The organism is Chryseobacterium sp. JV558, from assembly GCF_033712365.1.
Lineage (GTDB): Bacteria > Bacteroidota > Bacteroidia > Flavobacteriales > Weeksellaceae > Chryseobacterium.
In genome coordinates this window covers 310,848-332,228 of the sequence record NZ_WJHU01000002.1, presented here as the reverse complement: position 1 = coordinate 332,228, position 21,381 = coordinate 310,848, and the positions used below count along the sequence as shown (strand labels likewise).

14 protein-coding genes are annotated in these 21,381 nt (G+C 34.8%); 6 read left to right on the top strand and 8 right to left on the bottom strand.

Annotation, left to right across the window (positions count from 1 at the left end):
- Nucleotides 1-942, top strand: a complete 942-nt coding sequence (locus tag GFU89_RS07300) for a YihY/virulence factor BrkB family protein (protein WP_318846513.1) — start codon at nucleotides 1-3, stop codon at nucleotides 940-942.
- A 109-nt stretch (nucleotides 943-1,051) separates the two neighbouring features.
- On the opposite strand, the gene argS is transcribed toward GFU89_RS07300, so the two are convergent.
- The 6 genes from argS to GFU89_RS07270 all read right to left on the bottom strand — a co-directional run bounded on the left by argS (nucleotide 1,052) and on the right by GFU89_RS07270 (nucleotide 12,920).
- Entirely contained in the window at nucleotides 1,052-2,812 is a 1,761-nt protein-coding gene (gene argS / locus GFU89_RS07295) for an arginine--tRNA ligase (RefSeq protein WP_318846512.1), read from the bottom strand.
- A gap of 129 nt (nucleotides 2,813-2,941) precedes the next feature.
- Nucleotides 2,942-3,391: a lipocalin family protein gene (locus tag GFU89_RS07290; protein WP_318846511.1), complete on the bottom strand. Its 450-nt coding sequence runs from the start codon at nucleotides 3,389-3,391 to the stop codon at nucleotides 2,942-2,944.
- A 56-nt stretch (nucleotides 3,392-3,447) separates the two neighbouring features.
- A complete protein-coding gene (locus GFU89_RS07285) occupies nucleotides 3,448-4,908 on the bottom strand; it encodes a SusD/RagB family nutrient-binding outer membrane lipoprotein (protein WP_318846510.1) in 1,461 nt (486 codons plus the stop codon).
- A 3-nt stretch (nucleotides 4,909-4,911) separates the two neighbouring features.
- Nucleotides 4,912-7,869: a SusC/RagA family TonB-linked outer membrane protein gene (locus tag GFU89_RS07280; RefSeq protein WP_318846509.1), complete on the bottom strand. Its 2,958-nt coding sequence runs from the start codon at nucleotides 7,867-7,869 to the stop codon at nucleotides 4,912-4,914.
- 407 nt (nucleotides 7,870-8,276) lie between these two features.
- A complete protein-coding gene (locus GFU89_RS07275; RefSeq protein WP_318846508.1) occupies nucleotides 8,277-9,890 on the bottom strand; it encodes a SusD/RagB family nutrient-binding outer membrane lipoprotein in 1,614 nt (537 codons plus the stop codon).
- Between the two features lie 24 nt (nucleotides 9,891-9,914).
- Nucleotides 9,915-12,920 (bottom strand): SusC/RagA family TonB-linked outer membrane protein, encoded by a 3,006-nt coding sequence (locus GFU89_RS07270; protein ID WP_318846507.1) that lies wholly within the window; start codon nucleotides 12,918-12,920, stop codon nucleotides 9,915-9,917.
- Nucleotides 12,921-13,421: 501 nt separating this feature from the next.
- Here GFU89_RS07270 and GFU89_RS07265 point away from each other — a divergent pair.
- Nucleotides 13,422-14,006, top strand: a complete 585-nt coding sequence (locus tag GFU89_RS07265; protein ID WP_318846506.1) for a ribonuclease HII — start codon at nucleotides 13,422-13,424, stop codon at nucleotides 14,004-14,006.
- 132 nt (nucleotides 14,007-14,138) lie between these two features.
- On the opposite strand, the gene yidC is transcribed toward GFU89_RS07265, so the two are convergent.
- Together yidC and GFU89_RS07255 are read right to left on the bottom strand one after the other, a co-directional pair.
- Nucleotides 14,139-15,962: a membrane protein insertase YidC gene (gene yidC, locus GFU89_RS07260; RefSeq protein ID WP_318846505.1), complete on the bottom strand. Its 1,824-nt coding sequence runs from the start codon at nucleotides 15,960-15,962 to the stop codon at nucleotides 14,139-14,141.
- A gap of 203 nt (nucleotides 15,963-16,165) precedes the next feature.
- Nucleotides 16,166-17,773: a CTP synthase gene (locus tag GFU89_RS07255; RefSeq protein WP_318846504.1), complete on the bottom strand. Its 1,608-nt coding sequence runs from the start codon at nucleotides 17,771-17,773 to the stop codon at nucleotides 16,166-16,168.
- 153 nt (nucleotides 17,774-17,926) lie between these two features.
- On the opposite strand from GFU89_RS07255, the gene GFU89_RS07250 reads away from it, so the two are divergent.
- The 4 genes from GFU89_RS07250 to GFU89_RS07235 all read left to right on the top strand — a co-directional run bounded on the left by GFU89_RS07250 (nucleotide 17,927) and on the right by GFU89_RS07235 (nucleotide 21,379).
- Nucleotides 17,927-18,529 (top strand): CDP-alcohol phosphatidyltransferase family protein, encoded by a 603-nt coding sequence (locus GFU89_RS07250; protein ID WP_318846503.1) that lies wholly within the window; start codon nucleotides 17,927-17,929, stop codon nucleotides 18,527-18,529.
- Complete coding sequence (locus GFU89_RS07245; RefSeq protein WP_318846502.1) at nucleotides 18,519-19,322, top strand: phosphatidate cytidylyltransferase; 804 nt, start codon at nucleotides 18,519-18,521, stop codon at nucleotides 19,320-19,322. The genes GFU89_RS07250 and GFU89_RS07245 overlap by 11 nt, the downstream gene beginning before the upstream one ends.
- 4 nt (nucleotides 19,323-19,326) lie before the next feature.
- Nucleotides 19,327-20,370 carry a patatin-like phospholipase family protein gene (locus GFU89_RS07240; RefSeq protein WP_318846501.1) on the top strand — a complete coding sequence of 348 codons (1,044 nt, stop codon included), beginning with the start codon at nucleotides 19,327-19,329 and terminating at the stop codon, nucleotides 20,368-20,370.
- Nucleotides 20,371-20,623: 253 nt separating this feature from the next.
- Complete coding sequence (locus GFU89_RS07235; protein WP_318846500.1) at nucleotides 20,624-21,379, top strand: SDR family oxidoreductase; 756 nt, start codon at nucleotides 20,624-20,626, stop codon at nucleotides 21,377-21,379.
- Nucleotides 21,380-21,381: the final 2 nt, after the last annotated feature.

Here is a 21,381-nt window from a genome sequence, read left to right as displayed (position 1 = left end):
ATGATTAAAAGTGCTAAATTTTTCTGGGAGGTTCTGAAAGATACATTTACAGAATGGAACAATTCTACTGCATCAAAAGATTCAGCAAGTCTGGCCTATTATGCCATCTTTTCAATTCCGGGATTATTGATCATTATTATATGGGTACTCGGAAATTTCTTTGGCGAAGAAGCCATCCGTGGACAAATAAGCACGCAGATCAGTGGTATTATGGGCCCTGATGTTGCTAAAAGTATTGAAGGTATGCTGGCAGGTGCTCTGATTGACAAAAAGAATATTTTCATGAAAGCCGTAGGAGTTGGATCTTTGGTTTTCGGTTCTACAACACTCTTTTTTCAGCTTCAGCATTCATTAAATTCACTTTGGGAAGTAGAAGCTGCTCCCAAAAAAGCATTAATTAAATTTCTCCTGGACAGAGCCAATTCTTTGGGAATGATTCTTATTATGGGATTTCTTTTGATGATCACTATGGTTTTATCTTCTCTGATCAGTCTGTTCAATAAAATAATCACTCAGTATTTTGGTTTTGAAACCTATATGCTGGTAGAGTTTGTGAATTTTGCGGTAGGTTTTGGAATTGTCATGTTCTTATTTGCTTTGATGTTTAAAGTACTGCCTGATGTTCTGATCAGCTGGAAACCGGTATGGAAAGGAGCATTTCTGACAACTGTTTTATTTACCCTCGGAAAGTTTTTATTAAGTCTTTATTTCAACCAGATAAAACCTACTTCAGCCTTTGGAGCTGCGGGAACGGTCATCCTGATTATGATGTGGATCAACTATTCCTGTATGCTGATATTTTTTGGCGCCGTATTTACCAAAGTTTATACTTATAAAAAAGGATATAAAGCTATTCTTTCCAAGCATGCAAGATGGACTCCAGCCAAATTGTATGCAGATAGTCTGAAGCAGATGAGCAGTGGGGAAAGTAATAAATTGTAAGATTCTGGTTTTGTGATGTCTTTGTTTATGTATTATTCTAAACTAATTAATACGTCAAAAACTTTTACATACAAAAAAGCCTCCTGAAAATTCAGGAGGCTTTCTATTTTTACATTCTGTTTACGGTTCCTATTCCCAGTAGTTCCAACGATTTTTTGATCGTCTTCGCTGTGATATCTGAAATATTCAAACGGAATTGTTTTACATTTTCATCTTCATGATTCAGAATTGGGTTATTCTGATAGAAAGAGTTGTATGCCTTAACAAGATCATAAACATAGTTTGCTACTAAAGCCGGACTTAAGGTTTCCGCAGATTTCGCCACTACAGTTTTAAAGTTTGTCAACTGCATAATCAATTCTTTTTCAGATTGATTTAATTCAATATCAGCTGTTTCCGGTTGTAAAGTACCTGCTTTAGACAATAATGATTGAATACGAGCGTAAGTATATTGAATAAACGGCCCTGTATTTCCATTAAAATCAATACTTTCTGCAGGATTGAAAAGCATTTTTTTCTTAGGATCTACTTTAAGCATAAAGTATTTCAATGCACCCAACCCTACTGTTTCATAAGATATTTCTTTATCTTCTTCAGAAAGTGTCTCTAATTTCCCTAATTCCTGAGCCTTAGATTTTGCTGTTTCATACATTTCCTGCATCAGGTCATCTGCATCTACCACGGTTCCTTCACGGGATTTCATTTTACCTTCAGGCAATTCTACCATTCCATAAGAAAGGTGGAACAACTGATCAGCCCATTCATATCCTAACTTCTTAAGAATTTTAAATAAAACCTGGAAGTGATAATCTTGTTCGTTTCCTACTGTATAGATCAGCTTTTGAATATTGTTTTGCTTAAAACGCTCAACTGCTGTTCCAAGATCCTGTGTCATATAAACTGATGTACCGTCAGAACGTAATAATAATTTCTGATCAAGACCTTCATCAGTAAGATCACACCAAACAGAACCATCTTCTTTCTGGTACAGAACTCCTTTATCCAACCCTGCCTGAATAAGATCTTTTCCTAAAATATAAGTATTGCTTTCGTACTGAACCTGATCAAAGTCAACACCAAGCCTTTTATACGTTTCATTGAATCCTTTGTAAACCCATGAATTCATTTCTTCCCAAAGCGCTCTTACCGTTGCATCTCCATTTTCCCAATCCAAGAGCATTTTCTGTGCTTCTTTCATCACCGGAGCATCCTTTTTAGCCTGTTCCTCTCCTACTCCCTGTTCTACAAGATCTGCAATTCCTTTTTTATAGTTTTTGTCAAATTCTACATAGTAGTTTCCTACAAATTTGTCTCCTTTGGTATTTGTTGTTTCAGGAGTTTCTCCATTCCCGAATTTCTCCCACGCCAGCATAGATTTACAGATATGAATGCCTCTGTCGTTAATGATCTGAGTTTTGATCACATCATATCCAGCTTCTTTTAAAATCTGAGCAACCGAGAATCCTAATAAATTATTTCTGATGTGCCCTAAGTGTAATGGCTTATTCGTATTCGGTGAAGAATATTCTACCATTACTGTAGAATTTTTCTTTTCTATTGTAGAGAAATTTTTGCTTACAGATCTGAAGTTATCTACAAACAATTGGTTTTTAACCTTAACATTAAGGAACCCTTTTACAACATTAAAGCTTTCGAAAATTTCCGTCTGCTCTGTCAAAGCTTCACCTAATTCAACCCCGATACTTTCAGGATTTTTTTTCAACTGTTTTACCAACGGGAAAGTGACAATGGTAAAATCACCCTCAAATTCCGTTTTATTTTCCTGAACTTCCAGCTTGATGTCTTTTAACTGATATACGTTTAAAATGACTTCTGAAAGTTTTTCTTCTATAATATCTTTAATATTCATGTTTCTAATTCTCTTTTAATGCCTATAGCTGAAACATTTTCACAGTATGTTTCTGCCTGAAATTTAAGCTACAAATATACGGAAATAAAAAAACCGCCCGAAGGCGGTTTTATAGGTAAATGAGAATATTTATTCTTTTCTGAAAACTAAGACACCTTCGTCATTTCCAGGTGTGTTATCCAAGTTTTTACTGTTGTCATTAATTTTGAGTTCAGTATTGGAATAGGAATCTATTTCCTTTTTCAGTGTTTTAGTAACACCTGCTTCTGTGTAGGTAAGAGTTAATGTCTGATACATTTTATCAAAAGTCCATTTTCCTCCAAAAGAATCAAACAAATTACAATTTCCCGAAGAAGAAGATACATCATACCTTTCATAAGATCCAGAGAAATCCGGATTTATAAATATGATTCCTTTCTTTTCACAATCAGTCAGCATGATATCTTTACCTTTGAATTCATACTTATATGGTTTCCAACTTCCATTAATACTTACATCTTCATTTACAACTGCACGATCATCATCATTGGAACATGATGCAATACTCATTAAAAGAAGAGTTCCTATAAAAAATCTCATATAAAAGTTTTTATATTCTTCAAGCCTGTTCATGGCTTGAAGAATTATTATTTAAATTAAAATTTATCCCAAAATAATTTTGTTGATACTTTATCACCTCCAATTTTTGAAGCTGCAGCATTCACATTTTTAGCATTTAGAAGATATTCCTGATCAGAATATTTCATTCTTACCGGCACTGATTCTACTACAGAACCTCCTGGGTTTACAAACACAGGGAAGTCTAATCTTCTTGCAAAATTCCATGCCTGGAATCCTTTATTGAACATTGCAATCCATGCTTGCTCTCCTACAGATTTTTTCCAGTTGGCCGCATTATATGGATTAGCTGCGATAAATGCATTTGCAGTTGGTGCGTCAATACCATATTCAGTCATTGAAGCTGTAATAGCATCTTTATATAAATTAGCAGCAGTACCTCCAACACTAAAGCCTCTCGCAGCGGCTTCAGTTCTTAAGAATTGAATTTCAGAATAATCCAATAAGAAGCCTTGTGCATTTTCTCCTGAAATAGCGTTCGTAAAGTGAGAGTAATCCTTGAAAATATTCTGATCTCCATAAACTCCACCAACATAAGCACCAGCAACCTTTGTAAACCATGTTGCTCTTCTTGGATCTGAAGTGGTATTCATAAAATCAACAAGAACATCAGAAGGAATAAAGTCATTTCTACCAGATTGAATTACATCCTGATAAACAGGGTTTGACAATAATCCTGATGGGAAAGTCTGCAATCCGAAATTATCTGCTTTTTCAGTTAATAATCCAGCGGTATAAGCAGCTTCTGCATAAGTTTTAGCCAAAGCCGGATCAGAATCTGCCAAAGTTACTGCCATTCTGAACTTCAATGAATTACCCATTTTTTTCCATTTGTTCATATCTCCTTTGTAGATCAAATCATTGGTATATCCATTACCAGAAGTATTAATCATGGCAAGCGCAGCATCAATTCTCTTAATAAGATCCAGATATACTGTTTTGGCATCATCATAAGGAATCTCAGCACTTCCAGGGTTCTCCGCCGTAGCTTTTAATGCTCCAAAATAAGGAATATCACCATAGGTATCCACTAAATTAGCCCATGCATAAACATTTACCAATTCAATCATGGCAATATTATTGTTTTTGGTAACAGCATCTACTCCTTCGGTTTCAAGAAATCGTCTTGCATCTCTCAATGCAGACAACACTCCAGGAGAATTGATTGTTGCAGAAGCTGATGCCATTATGCGGTTATAGTGATTTCTCGGGATTGGCCTTGTCACCATATCATAATTGGTCTCATCAGTATAGGTGGTTTCTGACCATTGCTGTGTGAAAAATCTCGTAATATTACGGTTTACATTGGCAGATAGTAACTGATCAAGAAGTGCATGTTCAGCACTGGCAAAAAGGACTCCTGAAGGAACCTCAGTCGGGTGTTTGGTATCTTCATTTAGTGAAGTGATATCTCTTTCACACGATGTAAAAGTTAACGCTAATGAAGCTAAACCTATAATTAAAAATAATTTTTTCATTTTCTAGAATTTTAAAGTTATATCTATTCCAATATCACGAGTAGTAGGTAACACTCCAATAGAATTACCTTTAGCCGCTAAACCGTTCCCTGTTCCTGCTTCTGGATCTGCGTAAGGTAGATTTTTGTGGATAATCCAAAGGTTTCTCCCTACAAGTGAAATTTTCGCGTCACGAATAGAAGTGTTGGCAAGAACTGATTTTGGAAGGTTGTATCCTATACTTGCTTCTCTCAACTTCACGTAAGATGCATCATAAATGAATCTTTTATTCGGCATTCTTCTATATCCGTCTACGTTACCAAAAGATCCAGGATTGATTGTAGGAGTCGTATTAACATTTCCATTTGGATTAACTCCTGGATGTACCAGCCCACTTTCTCTATAATCTGCAGTTTCTGCATATAGACCTGTTGCCAATCCGTAATACATATCGGTAGAGAATACATCTCCTCCTTTTTTCACATCAATCAGGAAACTTACTGAGAAATCTTTATAACGGAAACTGTTTCTAACACCACCTACCCAATCTGGTGTGATATTTCCTATAACTTGATTATTATTTCTTAAATAACGACCTGTAGCTGGATCAATTACTTTATCTCCATTCTCATTATATACATAATCTGATCCTACCAAAGCTCCAAAAGATTCTCCTACACGTGCGTTAAGAGATACTCCGCCCTGATAACTAGCCATCAGGTAATTCTGTGAATCACCATTTAATGCAATAACTTTATTTTCGTTTTTAGACCAATTCACATTAACATCCCAGGTAAAGTTATTAGTTTTAAATGGTGTACCATTTAACTGTACTTCGATACCTTTATTATCAATTTGGCCCGCATTAACAAGGAATGTTCTATATCCTGTCGCAGAAGAAACTGGTAAATTGATAATCTGATCAAACGTTCTGGTTTTATAAATAGCGATATCAAAACCTAATCTATTTTTAAAGAACTGTGCTTCCATACCAAATTCCGTTTCCTTAGACCTCTGAGGTTTTAAGTTTGGATTTGCAAGAAAATACGGTTGATCAAATAACCCCTCACCTCTCGCTTTGAAAGTATTTACCAATCGGAAGTTATTAGTAGAAGAACCCACCTCAGCATAGTTTGCTCTCAATTTCCAGAAGCTTAGCCAAGGTTGTTTTACAAATTCTGATAGGATAACCGCACCAGTAACGGAAGGGTATCCATAGCTATTATTTCCTTTTGGTAAGTTGGAAGATTGGTCTACACGATAAGTACCATCAACGAATAAGAAGTTTTTATATCCGAAAGATGCTGTAGCATATAAACTGGAAGTAACCCATTTTGCATAATTTTCATCAGGCGGAAGGATTGTTCTTATTGAGTTTGATATAGCAAACAGCCCAGGTTTAGATAAACCTCCTTCTGTACTCATAAAAATATTGTCAACAAGGTTTCGTCTAACGTTCCCTCCTGCGATACCACTAACGCTTAAGTCAGAAGTAATATCAAACTTGTAATTAGCAAATAAATCAAAGTTGATCTCAGTATTTTTCACATTGGTTCTTGCATATCCTGAACTTACATTAAGCTGTGAAGCACCAAATGCCTGAGGAAGAGATCCATTCATCAATCTTTCTTCTACAACCATTTGTAAATCATCATAAGACAATTTTCCTGTTACCCCAAAGTTCTTAGAAACATCATATTTCAACTGAGCATAACTGAATATTCTGGTTCTGTCATCAGACTGATAATTCTGATATCTTTGGAAATAGGGATTATTCCAATATTGAGGAGTTCCATCAGCTGATGTAGATCTGTTCCAGGAAAAATTACTGTTTCCGTTGTTAGCATAAGCATCTCTTAATGCCAATACATCTACATTAGTCTGCCACCACTGTCTGAAACCGGTCACAACGTTATCAGAATATCCTGTTTCGTTACGACCTTTGGTATCTTGTAAAGTTAAAGTAGTGAAAACTGAAGCATGTAGCTTATCTGTAAAATCATGATTAAATTTAGCCGAAATCGTATTTTTCCTTAGCTCTGAATTAGGCATCAGACCATTGGAAAGCATATTGGAATATGATAAGGAAAGGTTTGAAGTTTTATTTCCTTTTTCAATCGTGATTGTATTAACATAAGTAACTGGTGTTTCAAAGAATTTAATGGGTCCGTTTTTCGCAGCAACCCAAGGTGTAGCTTTTCCATAGTTTGGAGAAGAAGGATCAAATGAATCCCATTGATAAACCAATTGATTAGGATTAAATGCCGGCCCATAAGAGGCGTCATCTACAAAGTTAGCATAATTGTAACCTCCAGGTCCTGGATCTTCGTTCCATGCTTGTCCGCCATAACCTGCTCCATATTTTTTCTGATAGGTAGGGAAAGTTGATTTATCAATAAATCCGGCTGTAATTCCTGAGCTTAAAGTAACTCCCCAGCTTCCATCATTATTTCCTCTTCCACTTTTAGTTACAATCAGGATTACCCCATCACTTCCTCTTTCACCATACAACGCAGATGCAGCGGCACCTTTTAATACGTTTACGGATTCAATATCTTCCTGATTGACATCTGAAAGAAAGTTACCATAATCGAATGTAGACCCGGTTACAGTGTTATTATTAACTGGCGAACCATCAATTACAATAAGTGGAGAGCCTCCTGACAAAGATTTATACCCTCTGATCAAAAGGTTTGCTGATCCGCCAAAGTTGTTATTTGTATTTACCTGTAGCCCGGCCACCTTTCCTGAAAGAAGAGATGCTACGTTACCAGTATTGGTGGTCCCACCAGTTAACTCTGCAGCTTTTACTTCTTCAGAAGCATAACCAAGAGATTTTTTCTCTCTTTTAATCCCGAGTGCGGTTACAACCACCCCCTCAATTTCTTTTGTTTTAATAGTATCATTCTTTTGCTGGGCATTAGCGACAGCTATAGAAGAAGACAGTACTAAAACAAGAAGACTTGCTGTTAGTTTCTTCATATCAAATTAATTTTTGTGACTTTACAAATTTGTAAAACTTTCTTAATACCACAAAGCAAAATGTAAAAAAATTACAATTTGTTTAATATTTTCAAACAAAAACAATGAATTAAGTATTAAAATAAGTTAAAAACAAAACATTTAACAAAAACAAATTACTTTTTTATTATATTTTTTTAAGAAATAATAACAATCGTTTAAATTGATATTATCTATATTTTATTTATCACAAAAACAGTAAAACAAATTGAATATCAACAAATTGAATATTAAAAAAGAATAAAAACTAAAGGTAGATAGGGGAAACATTATGCTTAACATATTTTAATATTCAAAAATACTTCTCTCTATTAAACAAAAAAAACCGCCCGAAGGCGGTAAAATATATTAAAATTGTATTGTAAGAATTAATTCTGATTCCAGAAAGGAGTCGTTTGGTTCTTAGTAAAACATTGAGCATTTGAAATCTGAGGAACGTTTGCTGAGTTGGCTACGTATTCAGATGACGGATACATCAATCTGTATGGCTTATTCGGTTTTGCCGAAGTTGTTGCCATTGGAGTAACTGGGTATCCCGTTCTATTATAATCAATGAAAGATTCCGTAGGGTTGATTCCTGCAGTTCCTAACCATTTTTGAGTCATGATAGCCTCAATTTTATTTTCATTACTTCCAGTCCATCCTAAACCTACTTTACTTTGGATATCAGCAATATATGTAGCAGACATACCAGCTGTTGCATATAAGTAATCAAAAGATGCTTTGATTCCATTTTCGAACTTACCCTGACCATTAGAGAAAATAGATGGATATCTAACAGCTGCTTCAGCCTGAAGAAAATCACTCTCTGAACGAGTCATTAAAACTCCTGCTTTTGCAGATCCTACAGATGTCAACTGGGCAGTAGTACTAGGACTACCCTGACCAAAAATCCATCCATTTCCAAATCTAGAAACTGTCGTAAGATCAGTTGGAGCACCAGGTTGACCTGGTGTAGCACCTTGTCTAACACCTTTAACAACTGAAAGCCCATTATAAGTAACCAATGAGAACATTCTACTTCTTCTTCCATCTATGATACCGTTAAATTTCTGATATACATTATCAGCCATATTGTAAGGGTTACCATTAAGACAAGTTGCAATATGCTCAGAAGCTGTAAACAATGTATTGTTTTGTAACTGAGAGTTTGAACTGTTTCTTACATAATATCCATAAAACGGATTCTGCTGATCGTCATTAGCAGCACTATATCCAGGGTTTACTAAAACATCACTTTCTACAAAACCAGCTCCTGCTAAAGTCTGAAGTTGCTGATCTCTAAAGGTAGCCATAGCTCCAGTCACTTTAGACATTCTCATCAACATTCTTAATTTAACAGTATTTGCCAAACTCTTCCAGTTACTCATCGATCCCTGGAAAACAATATCTGTAGCACCTAGCTCAAGTGCAGCTGCATTACCATTATCAATAAGAGTGATTGCATCATTCAAACCAAGAATTAATGATCTGTAGATTTCCTCATCATTATCATATTTTGGAGTAGCATTTGCTTGTCCCATAAATGCTTGAGAATAAGGAGCATCACCATACAAGTCTACAATAGTCTGCATGTAGAATGCCTTCATCACCTTCGCAGCAGCTACATAATTATCATACTTATGAGTAGAGTTATCATATTTTTCAATAGCTACAAAATTACTTACGTTTCTATATAGCCCATCCCAAATTTGTGGATAAAAAGAACTGTCTACATTTAATGTATAATCATTACCAAATGGAGCTCCGAAAGAATAAGAGTTACCAGCATAAGAATTCATCATAAGCCCTCCAAATCTATTCATCCATGTAGCCTGGGTTCTGTAAGTCTGAGCAACAGCACCAGGAAATAGTAAAGTTGGTGTAATAGCTTCCGCGTGGATATTATTTGGATTTTCATTAATATCCAGATAATGATCACATGAAGTCAACGTCATTGAGGCAACGATTAAACCAAGTATTGTATATTTAAATTTTTTCATTTTTAAGTAATAATTAATTAAAGTTTAGAAAGATGCTTTAAGGTTTACCCCAAAGCTTCTAGTTGATGGATACTGCGTCGTATTAGCAAAACCAGCTGCATTTCCTGTATTACTTGCTGTTTCCGGATCTGCATAGTTTCTGTTATTATCTGCATACTTAAAGAACGGGTTTCTTGAGTAAACACCAACTGTCAATGAATTCAAGAAAGTTGAGCTTAAGACTGATTTTGGTATATCATAACTTAATGCAATTTCTCTAATCTTTAATGCTGTTGCATCCACTACTAAGTTTTCACCAACACCTCTGTAAGCACTACTTGAGAAGTAGTTGGTAACGTTAGTATAAGTTCCTGCTCCACCAACTGGAGTGTTGTTAGGAGTATACACCGGATTTGCAGTTGTACCCGTATTCTGTACTGAATTAGGAACAATATATCCTTGTGTTCTGTCAAACTCAGCTGATTCTTCTAAACCTCCTGTAAAGGCAAGTAGGTTTTTCGTAAAGGATACAAATTGACCACCTTTTCTAAAATCTCCCATTGCGGATAAAGTAAATCCTTTATACTTAATGTTTGTGGAAAATCCAAGAATATAATCAGGGGTAGCTCTTCCTAGAACTTGAAGATTACTTGTTGTCAAAGGATTCCCCTTAGAGTCAACAATAATTCTTCCCTGATCATCTCTTTGGAAGGCACTTCCTTTAATAACCGGGAAGTCAGATCCTTTTACAGCAAAGATACCTACAGCTGCTTGAGTACTGCTCAATAAAGAAACTTCATCAGCTCCATCAGCCAATTCTAAAACTTTAGATCTATATGTAGAGTAGGACACCTTCATATCCCAAGTAAAATCACTTGTCTTGATTGGTGTAATTCCTAAATCAAGTTCAAGTCCTCTTAGTCTCATTTTACCAACATTGTCAAGAATACTTGTTAATCCAGATGCACTTGATGCAGTTCTTGCAGTAATCAAGTCATCTGTTGTAGATTGATAAACAGATGCATCTAATCTAATTCTATCTTTCAGGAATCCTAGAGACAATCCAAAATCCAAGGTATTAACAAATTCAGGTTTAATGTCTACTGATGTAGGAGTTTGATTATTAATATATGAACTTAATCCATTGAATGGGAAACCTGTTGGAAATACTCCGATTTCATCTGTTCTATAAGGATCTACAGCGGTTGTATTACCTACTCTTGTATATGAACCAGTAATTTTTGCATAATTAAGAATATCTCCTTTTAAATTAGCAAATGCTTTAGTTGGTATAAAAGATAAACCTACTGAATAATAAGGATAAACAGGGTTTGTTCTTTTTCCTGTACTAAAAGGTCTTGTTGATAACACTGAAGATTGCTCAATTCTAAATGTAGAGTTTAAGAATAAATAATCATTATAGCTTAAATCCATGTTAGCAAATCCAGCAATAATTCTACTGTTTGTCTGATAGTTATCTAAATTAGCGCTTGAATAAGGATCTGGATTAAGAACATTCTTAATGTGGTACCAACCTGGGATATCCAGATTATTTCCACCTACAGATGTTACATTATAAGTTCTGTCCTGAATGTTATTACCAATGTTAAGCTTTAAGTTGATTTTATCTGTTAAATCATAATTAAAGTTAATCATTAAGTCACCATAATAATTTCTTTCTTTTGATGTACTCTCATAGAACCAAGAAGTAATATCACCATTTCCTAAATCACCAAAAGTAATTCCATCAATAGAAGTTCCAGGAAGATTATATGTTTTACTGAAAATTGCACCATCATTATGTCTGGTATACGTCATCCCTCTTGTTGTAACGTTTCCATTATACGTAATGTTGATGTTCTTATTCAGCTCATAATCTAAACCAAGGATAGCACTAAAATAATCACTACGTCTGTCATATCTTTCATGATCAATAGTCCAATATGGATTTACTGCATATCCAGTATAATATCCTTCAATTCCGCTATTTCTATAAAGCTTAATATTGTTATTAGTTGGAGTCTGAAGAATATCATCATATAAAGATGAATTAGTATTGGAAACAATTCTGTTGATATAGTTGATGTTACCATCAATTTTCAATTTTCCAATTTTCTTACCAGCTTTAAAGATAAAACTGTTTTGTCTCAATTTATCTCCCTCAACAACGAAATTATTTTCTGTTCTGTTAGCAGAGAAAGAAACATATGAATCAGATCCACCAGCTGTTGCTGTAATTCCCGTTTGAGTTAATATTCCTGTTGAAAAGAACTTTTTCATATGATCTTTCACCGGAGAATATTTTTCATAAATAAATGATCCATCAGCCTGTGGAAGACCCGAAGGCATCATAGTTCCTCCGATAACCGGATTGTCATATGCAGCTCCCCAAGACATGTTTTCCCATGGCACATAGTTTGTACCACCATAACTTACATCACTCCATCCTTCATCCTGAACTCCTTTACCATACTTCTGCTGAACTTTTGGCAGCATAAAAGCATTCGAAATATCAATAGATGAGTTGAATGTCATCTGAAGTTTCTCAGATTTCGTACCTCTTTTTGTAGTTACAATAATTACTCCATTTACCCCTTGCTGACCATAAAGGGCTGCTCCTTGTAAACCTTTAATTACGTTAATGTTTTCAATTGCTTCTGGTGGTATCTGCTGTAAGATGTCAGCAGATGAAATAACATTATCAATTACAATTAATGCTTGATTGTTACCCGTGATAGATTTAGCACCTCTTAAGACAACTCTATAGCTAGGATCCACACCATTATTTGTCAAATTGATTTGCAAACCTGAAACCTTCCCCGTCAGCGCCTGTACAGCGGTTGGTGCGGACGCTTGATTCAGTTCTTTTGTCGTTACAACTTGCTGTGTATTTGTTACCGCATCAGCCTTTCTTTTGATACCTAAGGCTCCGGTAACAACTATCTCCTCTATATTTTTGGTTTTTAGAGTATCCTTCGTGTTTTGTGCCGATACCATCATAAATGATGATGATAGTACCACCGCAAATACACTCGCAGTTAATTTCTTCATATCAAATTCAATTATTTTTTACAGGCTACAAATTTGTAAAACTTTCTTAAAAATACAAAACAATTTCTTAAAAAAATATAAATTTTTAAATTATTACTAACAAAAACAAAAAATAAAATATTAATATTTGTTAAAAAATATCTTTTTAACAAATATTTTAAATAAAACCAATAAATAATTTCACAATATTTCAATATTATTTATTTAATATTTTTTTACAAAAAAAACAAGTAAAAAACCAACAAAACAATTAAAAAAAAATAATATAATTAATAAAATAAAATAAAAAACAAAAAAACCTTAAAAAAAACTATGTAATCTAAATTATTTTTTCTTCACAAAACGGAGAAAAAAGCAGAAATATCAAATACAATAATAATATCATTAATTAAAACTATCATAAAAAAGTAATTTCACAATCCGTTTAATTATGAAAAAATCATGAATCATATAATTAATACATTGCTTTTTCATAATTTTACATTTCTTTTTTAATAAAATATGGAGCTAATAAAAAACTGGTCGAATCTTTACATCGAAGCCGGATGTGATGAAGTGGGAAGAGGATGTTTAAGTGGTCCGGTAGTGGCAGCTGCGGTAATTTTAGATGATAATTTCAAACAAAATCTGGTGAATGATTCAAAAAAATTAACGTTTAAAACCCGGATGGAACTGGATAGCTACATCAAGGATAATGTAAAAGACTATGCCATATCAGAGCTTCCTCCCTCATTTATTGATGAACACAATATTCTTAACGCAAGCATTCACGCCATGCATCGTGCACTGGATAAGCTGACAATAATTCCGGAACTTATTTTGGTGGATGGCAACAAATTCCACCCCTATAATTACATTCCTCACCAATGCATTATTAAAGGAGATTCTAAGGTTTTATCTATTGCTGCAGCGTCAATTCTGGCCAAAAACTACAGGGATAAATTAATGATTCAGCTTCATGAAGAACATCCGGAGTATGGATGGGACACCAATTTTGGATATGCAACAAAAAAACACCAGGAAGCCCTGATAAAGCACGGTCCGACACCTCATCACAGACAATCTTTCAGACTTAAATATGATTGAAAACACCTGATTATCAATTATTAAATTCTTATATACTGGTCGGAAATTTAAAATCATTCTAAATAAAAACCCAAATAAAAAAAAGAGAAGCAATAGATAATTGCTTCTCTTTTTTTTATTTATAATTAAGAATTATTTCTTCTTATTTTTTTGCTGTCCTTGAACTTGTTGCTGTTCCTGAGCCTTCTCCATCATTTCTCTCATTCTCTTCTGGAACTTACCTTCTGCTTTCGGTTTTTCTTTATTAGACTGAATCTGGGCGTGAATTTTCTTTTCATCCAGAATCACATATTTAATAACAAGGATAATTAAGATGTTAATCGCATTCGATACAAAATAATACCAAGAAAGACCTGACGCTGAAGTATTAAGGAAGAATAAGAATGTAATCGGGAAGATATACATTAACACCTTCATATTTGGCATTCCTTCCTGCTGAGGCTGCTGCATATTCCCAGAAGTCATTACTGTATATATTAAGATAACAATTGTACAAGCTAATGCAAAAATACTCAAGTGATCTCCTAGGAAAGGAACTTTAAATGGAAGTTTGATCAAATCATCATAAGCGGTCAAATCCTTTGCAAACCAGAATCCCTGTCCTCTAAGATCAATAAAGTTCGGGAAGAAACGGAATAAGGCATAGAAAATAGGAATCTGAACCAATGCCGGTAAACAACCTGCCATCTGATTTACTCCCGCTTTTCTATAGATCTCCATTGTAGCCTGCTGCTTCTTCATTGGATCTGCATCCTTGAATTTAGCATTTGCTTCATCAATTTCCGGACGGATTACCTTCATCATCGCACTCAATTTATGCTGCTTATACATAATTGGTGATAAAATCAACTTAACAATGATTGTCATTACAAAAATTACCCAACCTGCTGATAATCCCCAGCCAGCGATAACACTATACAACCACATAAAGAAGTAACGGTTCATCCAACCAATAAAAGACCATCCTAATGGTAAGATCTCATCAAAGTTTTTATCATAAGATTTCAACAATGGCAGATCCAATGGCATAAAGTACCAGGTAAAATCCTGATTCAACTCGCTTCCGGTCATCTGAACGAAACCTTCATAATTTAGTTTCTTCAAATATTCTCCTTCTTCAACAGACTCCTGGTTACCTTTACTATGTGTGAAACCATTTTTAGCTTCAATCACTGAAGAAAAGAACTGCTGCTTTACTCCAATCCAGTTAAGTGTTTCTTTTTCCTCATCCATTGTCGTTCTTCCATCATAATCATAATCTTTATAATTATTGAAAGCATAAGAGAATTCTGAGTGAGACTGCTCCTGAGCTCTACCTTTTTCCAGGTTTCTTACATTGTAATCCCAGATAAAATCTGCTTTATTGTCAGATGTGATAGTGGCTAAACCTTGAGTTCTTACTTTAAAATCAAGAGCGTACTGATCTTTTAGTTCTGCTTTAGGATTGTTATTTAAAGTATAAATAAACTGGATAACAGCACCATTATAGTTAGCCGTCATCGTTGCCGAATTCCCATTAATAACAGGTGAAAAAACTAAATCTTTAGTATTGATTACTTTTCCTGTTTTATCTTTAAATTGGAAGCCGTAGTTAGAATTATTTTTATTGATCAGGTAAAGAGGTAGATCCGCTTTATCTGTTTTATGATCGTATGCTTTATATTTGGAAAGCTGAACTTTAGAAACCTGTCCTCCTAAGCTTGAGAATTCAATATTTAATTCTTTGTTTGACAAACTGGCGGTCTGAATTGCGCCCGGAGTTACATTTGGATTGATATTGTTTGCCTGAGTTTGTTTTACGGCATTTTTCACCTGTTCCGTTTTCTGCTCCTGAGCTTTCAACTCCGCTTCTTTCGTTTGTTTGTTCTGGAAATAGAACATAAAACCGAAGAGAACAAGGCATAAAACCGCGAAACTAATCATTTGCTTCTTATCGATTCCGTTGTTTTGTTGCATTTTATTTTTGTTATAATTAAAATTCCTATTCTTGGCTTACTACAGAACTATAAGAAAACTAATAAATCTGCAGCAAATTTGAGCTGACAAAAATACTGTTTTTTTATCAAAACTCTATACTATAATACATTACTATATAATAAACTCAAGCTGAGAATAATCAGCCTGAGTTTATGTGTAGACGTTTATGATAAAATATTACCTTATTTCTTTTCGCAAGCCTTAATGAAAGCTCTGAATAAAGGATGCGGTGTTGCTACCGTACTCTTATATTCTGGGTGATACTGAACTCCCACATAGAACGGGTGATCAGGAAGTTCAAGTGCTTCTACCAAGCCTGTTTCAGGATTGGTACCTGTAGCAAGGAAACCATTTTTCTCAAATTCCTGAAGATAATCACTGTTGAATTCATAACGGTGACGGTGTCTTTCAGAAATATTTTTACTTCCATAGGTATCATATAGCTTAGAACCGTTTTTCAGAGAACATTTCCAAGCTCCAAGACGCATTGTTCCTCCTTTATCGATTACATTTTTCTGTTCTTCCATTAATGAGATCACAGGATCAGGAGTTGCTGTATCAAATTCTACTGAATTCGCTTTTGTATATCCTAACACATTTCTTGCAAATTCAATCGTCATGATCTGCATTCCTAAACAGATTCCCAACATTGGAATTTTGTTTTCTCTTGCATATTTTGCTGTAAGAACTTTTCCTTCAATTCCTCTGTCACCGAAACCGGGAGCAACAAGGATACCATTAACCCCTTTCAGAGTTTCTTTGATATTTTCCTCTGTAATATCTCCACTATATACCCATCTTACTTTTACTTCAGTTTCAAGGTCAGCTCCTGCATGTTTGAATGCTTCAGCAATAGAAATATAAGAATCCTGAAGAGAAATATATTTTCCTACCAATGCAATCTCAACTGTTTTCTTCGGGTTCTGGAATTTCTTAAGGAAGTTCTTCCAGTCTTTAAGATCAGCTGTTTTATCACTTTTCAGATCCAGTTCTTTCAATACTACATCATCAAAGTTTTGTTTCTGAAGATACATTGGAACTTCATAGATTGTTTCCAAATCTTTACATTCAATAACGTTTTCTAAAGCAACGTTACAGAATTGAGCCAGTTTAGCTCTTTGATCTTTAGGAATTTTATGTTCGGTTCTGCACACTAAAACATCTGCCATAATTCCGCTTTCCATTAGCTGGCGAACGGAGTGCTGGGATGGTTTTGTTTTTAACTCTCCACTTGAAGCCAGATAAGGCAGTAAAGTAAGGTGAATCACCATAGAATTGTTATCTCCCAATTCCCATTTCAACTGACGAACAGTTTCAATGTATGGTAAAGATTCAATATCTCCTACAGTTCCTCCGATCTCCGTAATGATGATATCGTAGTTCTGTTTTGAAAGGATTTTAATTCTACGTTTGATTTCGTTAGTAATATGAGGAATTACCTGAACTGTCTTTCCAAGGAAATCTCCTTTTCTTTCTTTTTCAATTACAGTCTGGTAAATTTTTCCTGTAGTAACGTTGTTATTTTGGGATGTAGGAGCATCAAGATAACGCTCGTAGTGGCCTAAATCCAGATCCGTCTCTGCACCATCTTCGGTTACATAACACTCTCCGTGCTCATAAGGATTCAAAGTTCCTGGGTCGATATTGATATAAGGATCTAATTTTTGGATCGTTACATTAAAGCCGCGTGATTTTAGTAGAAGTCCCAGAGAAGCAGAAACGATTCCCTTTCCCAAAGATGAAGTTACACCTCCTGTCACAAAGATGTACTTTGTATTCTTTTTACTCATTAGATTAGGTTTGTGCAAAGTTATGGGAAAAAGAGATACAAAGCAATTATTTAAGTTTTTAAAATACAAAAACACGGCTCAAACAATTATAAAACCTGATTAAAAATTTTATCTATATTTGATAAAGGCAAATGAAACAAAGCTACAACCACCATGATTTCCGTATATAAACTAAAACCAAAATTTCAGCAGCTCCTCACTCCTGTTTTATTATTTTTACATAAGAATAAAATCACAGCCAACCAGATTACCATCAGCTCTGTTCTGCTGTCTGCTATTATTGGGATACTGTTCTGGAATGCGGATATTTCAAAATGGTTTTTTCTAAGCCTTCCCATTGGACTCCTTGTAAGAATGGCTTTAAATGCTTTGGACGGAATGATGGCAAGGAAATTCAATCAGACAAGTAAACTTGGAGAGATTTTAAATGAGGTAGGAGATATTGTTTCTGATGTGATTATATTTTTTCCTCTTCTTAAGTTCCAGCCGGAAAGCCTATATCTTATTGTTGTTTTTATAGTTCTTAGCATCATTAATGAATTTGCTGGATTAATGGGGAAAATCGTTGAAAAAGATCGCCGTTATGATGGCCCTATGGGAAAAAGTGACCGCGCACTTATCTTAGGGCTTTATGGTTTACTGATATTTTTCGGAGTAAGTATTACTAATATTTCTCAGTATATTTTTGGAATTATCATTGCCCTGCTCCTGATCAGTACGTATACACGACTTAAGAAATCTTTGAATGAAGCCTGAAGAAAATAAATTTGCAGATGTTCCTTTAAGGGTAAAAACATGGATCTATATCATTATTGTTTTTGCACTGGGAATATCACATCCTTTTGCCATGGCTCTTTTTGTTTCATGGATAGGATTACAATCCTTCTTTGAATTTTCCAGAATGTATAAGCTTCCTGCAAACCCTGTTATTTCATCTATATTGTTAGGAATTGCACAATTTTATCTGTTGTTTTATTTTAATATTGAGCATTATCTTTTGTATGGCAGTCTTTTGGGAATATCTGTTCTACTTTACTTTTTAGTATTAAAATCTTCTGCAAAACAGTTATATGGATTATCAATAGCCTTACTGGTATGTCTTCTTTCCTTCCCTCATTTATTATGGATAAGAAATAGTAACAACGGCATCAGCGCCATCATATTCATTGTGGTAGTAACAGAGCTGAATGACGTATTTCAATATTTGATGGGGAAAGTCTTTGGGAAAAACAAAATAACCCCTCAAATCAGTCCCAACAAAACATTGGAAGGTCTTATCGGCGGGGTTTTCCTCACTATTATTTTGAGTAATATTTTAGGTTATTTTTTGCTTAAAACCAATATTTTAACCAACAGCATTTTAGGACTTATTCTAGGCATTTCAGGATTTTTTGGAGATATTTTCATGTCTTATTTAAAACGAAAAACGGGAGTAAAAGACACAGGCCATCTTCTTCCCGGACATGGAGGGCTTCTGGACAGAATGGACAGTCTTATTTTCAATGCTCCATTATTCTTTTGGGCACTTCTCTTACTGATCAAAAATTAAAGCGATGAATGAAAAATATAAAAGAGCCGTTATTTTTTCAGGAGGCGGAACCAGGCTGATGATCTACCTCGGGATTTTTGCAGCTCTGGAAGAGATGGATCTCAAACCGGATATTCTCATTGCTTCCTGTGGCGGATCATTTGCGGCGACAATCATTAATGCTTTTCCTGATCATCACTCCCGAAAAGAATACCTGAAGTCAGAAGAATATTTTCAATTTGTTGCCGGTACGGTATTAACAAAACATAAAAAGCTTTCAGAAATAGGATTTTTCTCATTGAAGAAAATCTTCGATAAAAGAAATGCACCTTTCATTGAAGATGTTTTCAACCGTTATCTTGTAGAATTGTCTCAGAATTTATCCGAATATTTTCCATCTATCAAAGATGTTCAGTTTTCAAAAGAAATCCCAACTGTAATTATTGGCTCTGAGCTTCTTTTTACCCCAAACGGAACAGAACAATCCAGAAACGGAAAAAAATTATATCAAAAAACAATCTTCACTGACACGGAAACCGCAAAGAGAATCAAACCTGAACAAATCATCAGCAATTCTGAAAATTATAGAAACAGTGCTGTTGAAGAATCCCCCAACATCATCACAGATTTTTCTATGCTTGAGAGCACCCGTGCTTCTGTTTCTGATATGTTTTATGTGCATCCGGCATTTCATCATGGAAAATATTTTGCAGGCGGAGCGATAGATCTTGTTCCCGCTGAGCTGGCCCAACATCTGGCTCAGGAAACGATCACCGAAAAAAAACAATCCTATAATCCGGTAGAAGAATCTCTTGTTCGTTCTGTTCTTGGATTTAGTGGAAATAAAAGACTTGCAGAAACAGAAAAACTCCTATCAGGTCTGCAGATTGATACTACCCAAATAAAACAGGAATTAAAAGGTCATTATCTGAAAAAAGGCATCAACTGGAGAAAATTTGAAATCGATTTTTCTTTTCCAAAAAGTTATCCACAATTTGTAAAAGATATGGAAATACAATGGCAGTACGGGTTTAATCAAACCATAAAGAGTATAAAAAGCAGATCATAAATATTTCAATTGAAAACGGAATGTTTTTAAGTCTTGGCTAAAGCTATTGGTATGATGACCTATTGTGATCACGGGCTAAAGCCCGTGTATATTGAATAGTTAAGATAAATTCTGCTGATTTTTAAGCTTAAAAACAAAGCTGATCTTAATGTTTCAAAAAAATAAAAGTTTAATCAGCTTCATTAAAAACATTATTCCAATTTTTCACTTTTAAAATTTATTTTTACATAAAATTGAAAACCACAAAACACGCATGAACGTTTTTATTGCAGGCGGAACTTCAGGCATAGGCTATGCACTGGCCAGGCATTATCTTTCCAAAGGATATTGTGTGGGAATCTGCGGAAGAGATTTAGCCAAAATACCGGAAAATAATTCTAAAGATTTAAAAGCTTTTCAGGCAGATGTCTGTGATATGAATGCAGTGTTATCCACATTACAGTCTTTTCTTTTGGATAAAAATGAACTTGATATTTTCATTAACTGTGCCGGAAGCTATGCGGAAGATGTTGCCGGAAGAATTTCCTATGAAGAAGCCGAAGAAATGCTTCAAACCAATATTCTGGGAACAGTAAACTGTTTCGAAGCAGCGAGAAAAGTAATGAAAAGTCAAAAAAAAGGAAATATTGCTGTAATTGCTTCTGTTTCAGGAATACTGGAATACGAAAACTCCAGTCTTTATACGAAAACAAAACGTTCCGTGTTACAGATTGCTGATGCGTACCGCCGGGCATTGAAGCCTTTTGGAATTTCAGTCACTGCAATTGCACCGGGATATATTGATACTGAAAAACTAAGGCAGCTTAACCAGAATGATTTAAGCAAAAAACCATTTCTCACTGATGTAGAAACAGCAGTCTCCATCATCTCCGAAGCAATAGAAAAACAAAAAAAACTCGTTATTTTTCCTGCAAAAATGAAGTGGATGATGAAATCGTTATCCCTGCTTCCTTCTTCATTATTAAACATCATTATGTTCAGAAAAGCTAAATGGATGAAAAACGACTGACA